Origin of the sequence: Roseomonas chloroacetimidivorans, assembly GCF_049629625.1 — a bacterium.
Classification (GTDB): domain Bacteria; phylum Pseudomonadota; class Alphaproteobacteria; order Acetobacterales; family Acetobacteraceae; genus Roseomonas; species Roseomonas chloroacetimidivorans.
The window spans coordinates 120,894-127,327 of record NZ_JBNBZS010000019.1; the positions used below are offsets into that span (position 1 = coordinate 120,894).

The 6,434-nt window shown below is 68.5% G+C and carries 5 protein-coding genes; 2 read left to right on the plus strand and 3 right to left on the minus strand.

All coding sequences use genetic code 11. The annotated features are described in order from the left end of the window. Positions 1-4: 4 nt before the first annotated feature. The gene (locus ACO1BU_RS16275) at positions 5-1,237 is read right to left on the minus strand and encodes an efflux RND transporter periplasmic adaptor subunit (protein ID WP_424137017.1); all 1,233 of its coding nucleotides are present in this window, start codon (positions 1,235-1,237) and stop codon (positions 5-7) included. A gap of 130 nt (positions 1,238-1,367) precedes the next feature. Here ACO1BU_RS16275 and ACO1BU_RS16280 point away from each other — a divergent pair, with 130 nt between their 5' ends. Next, positions 1,368-2,021, plus strand: coding sequence for a TetR/AcrR family transcriptional regulator (locus ACO1BU_RS16280; protein ID WP_424137018.1), 654 nt, complete (start codon positions 1,368-1,370; stop codon positions 2,019-2,021). Positions 2,022-2,066: 45 nt separating this feature from the next. Further along, positions 2,067-2,702 carry an ABC transporter substrate-binding protein gene (locus tag ACO1BU_RS16285; protein WP_424137019.1) on the plus strand — a complete coding sequence of 212 codons (636 nt, stop codon included), beginning with the start codon at positions 2,067-2,069 and terminating at the stop codon, positions 2,700-2,702. Between the two features lie 4 nt (positions 2,703-2,706). Here the strand turns inward: ACO1BU_RS16285 and ACO1BU_RS16290 are convergent, their stop codons facing one another. Beyond that, positions 2,707-3,459 carry an MlaA family lipoprotein gene (locus tag ACO1BU_RS16290; protein ID WP_424137020.1) on the minus strand — a complete coding sequence of 251 codons (753 nt, stop codon included), beginning with the start codon at positions 3,457-3,459 and terminating at the stop codon, positions 2,707-2,709. A 69-nt stretch (positions 3,460-3,528) separates the two neighbouring features. Beyond that, positions 3,529-6,135: a hopanoid transporter HpnN gene (gene hpnN, locus ACO1BU_RS16295; protein ID WP_424137021.1), complete on the minus strand. Its 2,607-nt coding sequence runs from the start codon at positions 6,133-6,135 to the stop codon at positions 3,529-3,531. Positions 6,136-6,434: the final 299 nt, after the last annotated feature.

Genomic DNA, 6,434 nt, shown 5'->3' on the forward strand with positions numbered 1-6,434 from the left:
GGTTTCAGCTCTCCGCCTGCGCGGCCCCGGCTGGCGTGGGGCGCCGGTCCAGTTCCTCGACGGTAGTCTCTGTGACTTCGGGCTTCACCCCATCGCGCACGCGCTGCACGCCTTCGACCACCACGCGGTCCCCAGCGGAAAGACCCTCGCTGACCAGCCACTTGTTGCCGATGCTCTGCTGGGTGCGGATCACCCGCTGCCGCACCACGCCCTGGTCGTCCAGCACAAGGATCGTCGCTTCGCCGCGCTGGTTGCGGGAGACGGCCTGCTGCGGAACCAGGAGCGCCTGGTGCGCCACCCCGGCCTCCAGCCGCGCCCGTACGAAAAGCCCGGGCATCAGCATCCCATCCGGGTTAGGGAAGGTGGCACGCAGGGTGACGGAGCCGGTATCGCTGTCCACTGTCACCTCGGAAAATTGCAGCTTTCCGGGCAGGGGATACTCGGTGCCGTCCCCGAACAGCAGGCGGACCTCCGCCGCGCCTTCGGCGTTGCGCCGCAGCCGCCCCGCTTCCAGGTCTCGCCGCAGCCGGAGCAGGGAATCCGCGGGCTGGGTCAGGTCCACATAGACCGGGTCCAGCTGCGTGACTGTCAGCAGCGGGCTGGTCTGGCTGGCGGTCACCAGCGCGCCGACGGTGAGCAGGGCGCGCCCGGTGCGCCCGTCGATGGGCGAAACGATGCGGGTGCGGGCCAGGTCGATCCGCGCCGAGTCCACCGCCGCCTGGGCAGAGGCGACCTCGGCCTCGGCCTGGCGCTGGGCACCGACCGCATTGTCGTAATCCAGCCGGCTGATGCCGTTCTGGGAGACGAGCGGGCGATAGCGGTTCACGGTCGTCCGCGCGGTCTGCAGGGTCGCCTGCGCCTTGGCTAAATTCGCCTCCGCGCTGGCCAGGGCTGCGCGGTAGGGGGCGGGGTCGATCTGGAACAAGGGCTGCCCGGCTTTCACGGCCTCGCCCTCCCGGAACAACCTTTCCTGCAGCACGCCATTCACCTGTGGGCGGATTTCCGCGACCTGAAAGGCTGAGGTCCGGCCCGGCAGGATGGTCTGGATCGGCACTGCCTGGGGCTGCAAACGGATGACCGTCACGGGGGGCGGTGGCGGCGGTGCCGGCTCCGCCTTCACGGACTCGTCGCATGCGGCCAGAAGTGGGACCAGGAGGGTCAGCGCCAGGGCGCCCCCGCACAGGCCACGCCGCCGCACCGGCCGGGCCACGACCGGGCTGAGGGGCAGATAACGCATGTCGGCCATCCCGCGAGCATTCAGCTTTCATCGGAAACTTAGCAGTTTCCGGGGCTGGGGAAACTGGTTAGTTTCTATTCGCCCGTCAAGCCGATATTGCATCGCAGCAAGGACTTGGGAAGGCGTGTGAATGGATCAGCATGTAACGGATGAGGCCGGGCTGGGCCGGGAGGAGCGGGCGGAGGCTTCCGAAGTGCTTGCCCGGATCCTTTCCGCCGCGGAGGCCGCCTTCACGGCCGAAGGCTTCCATGTGGCGACGATGGACGGGATCGCCCGCCGGGCCGGCTGCTCCAAGAAGACGATCTACAAGCTGTTCGCCTCGAAGGAGGAGCTGTTCTTCGGGTTGCTGGAGCGCGCGAAGGACGAGGTTTGCCAGGTCGGAATCGACCGGTCCAAGGCGCCGGACGCCGCGCTGGTCGAGTTCCTGGAGGAGAGCGGCCGTTTCATCCTGCGCGACAACGCCGTCGCGGTGCTGCGCATGCTGATGGCCGAGTACACCCATAGCCCTGCTTTGCTGGAGGCGGCGGAGCGCCGCGGCGCGGGAACCGCCCGCCTGGCGCTCGAGGGCTATCTGGAGGAGCTTGAGCGGAAGGGCGGGCATGTCTTCGGCGATGCGGGGGAGGCGGCCCGCATGCTCATGGGCATGGCTCTGGGCTCCTTCCACCATGAGATGCTGATCGGCGTGACGGCCGCCATCGCGCCGGAGGCGCTGCGCCGGCGCATCCGTCATGCCGTGGGGATTTTCCTCCGCGGAACATCGCGGCACGGTGAGGCTGTCGCCTGAAGCGACCCCTCACCATCCCGGGGTGGCTGTGATAGAGGCCGGTGCATGGCTGATTCCGTCGCCTTCCGTCCCCTCCACGGCCCGACCCGGCGCCTCCTGCTGACCGTCGCCGCTGCGCTGCCGATAGCCGGGCCAGCCCAGGCCCAGACCCAGCCGGCGCAGGTGGTGGAACGCTTCCACGCCACCTTGATCGAGATGATGCGGGATGCCGGCCGACTCGGTGTCCGTGGCCGCTTCGATCGGCTGCGGCCAGCCATGGAAGCCGCCTTCGACCTGCCGGCCATGACGCGAATCGCCGTCGGCCCGCCCTGGGCGCGGATGACGCCGGACCAGCAGGCGCAGCTCGTCCAGGCCTTCTCGGTATGGTCGATCGCCACCTATGCCAGCCAGTTCAACGGCTATTCGGGCGAAAGCTTCACGACCACGGGCACCCAGGCACTGCAGAACGGTGACCAGATGGTACGGACCACGCTGAACCGGGTGAATGACGCGCCGGTACAGCTGAACTACCTGATGCGGTCTTCCGGCGGATCCTGGCGGATCGTGGATGTCTACCTGACCGGAACGATCAGCGAGCTGGCTTCCCGCCGGTCGGAATTCACCAACCTGCTGCGGGAAGGCGGGCCGGAGCGGCTGGTCGCCGAACTGCGCCGCCGCACCGTCGGGCTCCTCCAGGGCTGATCCGTCACGGGGGCGGCGCGGCCGCTCCCGGATCCTCCAGCACGTCGACTCGGTCCCCGGCATCGTCCTGCAGGCCCAGCTCCGCGTTGCGGCGCTGCTGCCAGACGCTGCGAAGCCGCGCGTAGAAGTCGAGCGAACCACTGCGCAGCGCGTCCAGCCCCTCGATATTCTGCTCACGCAGGTCCACGCCGGACACCGCGCCGCGGGCGAGATTCCCTTCGAAGGGCAGGGCCCAGCTGATCGGGTTCAGGAAGCCATCGCTGACCATGCCCACCGTGTCACGCACATTGGAGGGACCGGCCAGGGGCAGCATAAGGAAGGGCCCGCTATCGACGCCCCAGACATGCAGCGTCTGCCCGAAATCCCCGGTGCGCTGCGCAATGCCCCAGGGCGTCGCGACGTCGTAGAGGCCCCCAAGTCCGATGGTGGAGTTGAAGACGAAACGCAGGGTTGTGTGGCCCGCATCCAGAAGCCGCCCCTGGAGCAGGTTGTTCGCGAGGATGCGCGGTTCCTGCATGTTGTTCAGGACGGAACGGATGCGGTTCCGTCCATATTCCGGCACCACCTCCCGGTAGCCTTTCGCCACTGGCTTGAGCACCGCGTCATCCACCGCGAGGTTCACGTCCAGCACCTGGCGGTTGACGGGCTCGAGCGGATCGCCCGGGGTGGCCGCCATCTCGCTATCGGCTCCCCGCGTCGCGCAGGCGCCGAGGGAGAGGGTCACGGCAAGGAGGGGCAGGAGATGGGGGAGTCGCATGGAAGAAGCATAGAGTCTGCACCGGGCCGGCACAGCCACTCCATGCGCACGACACGGTGATTCTGCGGGTCAGGCCCCCCGCAGCTCCTTCGGCGGGTTCGACAGAAGAGCCGGCCGGAAGATCAACGTCACAAGGAGCTCCCAGCCCAGCGATATCATGAGCAGTCGCCCCATGCTGGCGGTTCCGGGATGGCTGGAGAGCCACAGGGCGCCAAAGGCTGTTGCCGTGGTCAGCGCGCTGAAGACCACGGCGCGGGTCAGGCTGGATTGCAGCAGATCGTGCTCCCCAATGCGCCAGGCCATAACGAAATAGATGTTGAAGGCCACCCCAATGCCAAAGAGCAGCGGGAGGGCGATGATGTTCGCGAAGTTCAGCGGCAGGTCCAAGGCCGCGCAGGTAGCGAGGGTCAGCAGGCCGCTCAGCAGCACAGGGATCATGGTCAGCACGACATCCCGCACCCGCCGCAGCACCAGGGCCAGCAGCAGGGTGATAGCGACACCTGAGAGCACCCCGGCCTGAAGAAAGGCCGTCACGATGCTGTCGCCCGCCGCATGGATGGAAATCGGGGTACCCGTCGCATCCGGTGCCACCGCCTGAACCGCGCGGGCGAAACGCTGGACCAGCGCGTCATCATTCGGGTTCCCGCGGGGAAACACCTCCACCCGCGCGCTTCCGTCCCGGGCGATCCAATCGGCCACAAGGTCAGGCGGCAGCGTCTCGGGCGTCACGGGGGCAGCCTGGAGCATGTCGCGGATCTGGCCGAGCAGCACCTGCAGCGGCATGACCACGGCCCCCGTCGCCGCCATTCGTGCTTCTGGTGCGGCGGAGGCCAAGCCCTCCAGGGCCGTGGCGAGCCGCCGGGCCGCCGCCGAAGCAGAATCGTCCTTCTGCGCCGCGGCGCGCCGGAGGTCCGCCGCAGTGCTCTCCAGGCTGCTGACCAGCTCCGCATCCGTGGGCGGGGGAAGGGGGGCCAGCGCCTCCAGCGTCGGCCCGAGGATCATCGCCGCATCGGCGATCAGGGCCAGCTTCTCCTCCTGTCGAGAGGGGATGAAGCTGTCCAGGGTGACGACCTGCGACACCTCCGGAAGGGCTTCCAGGCGCTCGGCCCGTGTTTCCGCCTCGGCGAGGGAGGGGGCCATGACGATGATCGTGTTGGGCGTCCGGTCCGGGTCTCTCATCAGATCCGCCAGGGTGGACATGGACTCCACCTTCGGGCTGCGGAGGTGCAGGGGATTGAAGTCAAACCGCACGAGGGGAAGCAGCGCGACGCAAATGGCTGCCAGCACGCCTGCCCCCGTCAGCACCGCCCGCCGGCGCCGGTGCAGGAGGTGCTCGACCGGCGCCAGGGCGTGGTAGCCCATCTCCGCCATCCCGCCCGGGCCGGGCCGCAACAGCACGAGCAGCGCCGGCAGGAGGGTGAGGCTCAGGCCAAGGGCGACGAACATCCCTATGCCCGCAATCGCCCCCAACTCGGCCACACCCACATAGGTGGTCGGCAGGAAGGCGAAGAAGCCCACGGCGATGGCCATCGCCGCCAGGGTCAGGGCTCGGCCGACGCCGCGCCCGGCGGCCACAAGAGCTGATTGCAGGTCGGGCTGGATCAGGCGCTCGGCCAGGCAGCGGACGCTGAACTGGATGCTGAAGTCGATGCCCAGCCCGACGAAAAGGGGGATGAAGGCCACGGAGATCAGGTTGAAGCGCCCGGTGGCGATCAGCCCCAGCCCGGCCGTGATGATCAGGCCAAGGATCGTCGTGACGAGGATGGCGGCCACGTAGCGGACCGAACGCACGGCCAGCCACAGGATGCCGACCAGCGCCGCAACCATGATACCTGTCACCAGCCCCGCATCTTCGGCCAGGCTGGCGAATTCCTCATCGGCCAGCGGCACGGGGCCGGTCAGGCGCAGGGTCACCCCATGGGCCGGGTCCAGGCCGAGCGACGCGGCTGTCGCCCTGATGGCATCGCTGGCGGCCGCCCCGGGCTGGAGTGCGCCGTAGTTCATTACGGGCTGGACGAGGATGAAGCGTCGCGTCTCCCGCGGGCCAGCCGGCTTGCCGGCCATGATATTCCGCCACGAGAAAAAGGCCGGGCGACTCGACCGGGCCGCTTCGGCCGTGTCGGCCAGGGCCGTCATGAGCGGTTCGATGTTGCCCAGCGTCGCACTGCCGCGCGTGACGCCCTCCAGAACCGTTGAAATGCTGGTCAGCACGCCACGCAGGCTGGGATCGGCCGCAAGCGGCCCCAGGAAGGGCTGTGCGGCGACGAGCTGCTCCGTTGTAGCCTGCACATCCTCCAGCGGAAGCAGCATCAGGCCGTTACGGGCGAAGAAGGGGCCACCTTCCGGGCGCCGAACACTCCGGAACAGCCCGGATTGTTCTTCGAGCGCGGCGGTGAGGCGCACCGCAGCGGCCTCGGCCAGCTCGGGCGTCGCGCCATCCAGCACCACCAGGATCAGGTCCTTCTGCTGCGGGAAGGCCGCGGCATAGGCGATTTCGCGCTGGCGCCAGGCCTGCTCCGTCGAGATCAGCTCGGCGGTGTCGGTGGTCATGGCGAAATTCCGCGCGGTGTAAAAAAGCGCCGCGAGGGAGAGGAGAAGGCCGAGCAGCGCGACCGTCCAGGGCCGGTTGGCGCTGAGCGCCACGATACGGCCGATCAGGGAAGTCCGGTTGGGCAAGTCGCGTCTCGCGTCAGGGGAGCGGGGAGGGTGGTCCATGGCGCGGCCGCGCGCTGGAGAACCCCGCGCACCGGTCGCGAGGACGATCTACGGCTTCTTCCCTGGATGTATAGGTGTTCATCCAAAGATCACGGGCACGCGACCGGAGTTGTCGCGTGCCGGATCCTGAGAGGCCCCTAAGCTCTGGCGGGTCTGATGGCCTGGTCCTGGCCGAGGGCGTCGCGTGCGGCGCGTGCGATCTGGGGTGCGTTGAGGCCGGCGAGGTCGTACTGCTTTTTGGGTGTATCGTGGTCGATATA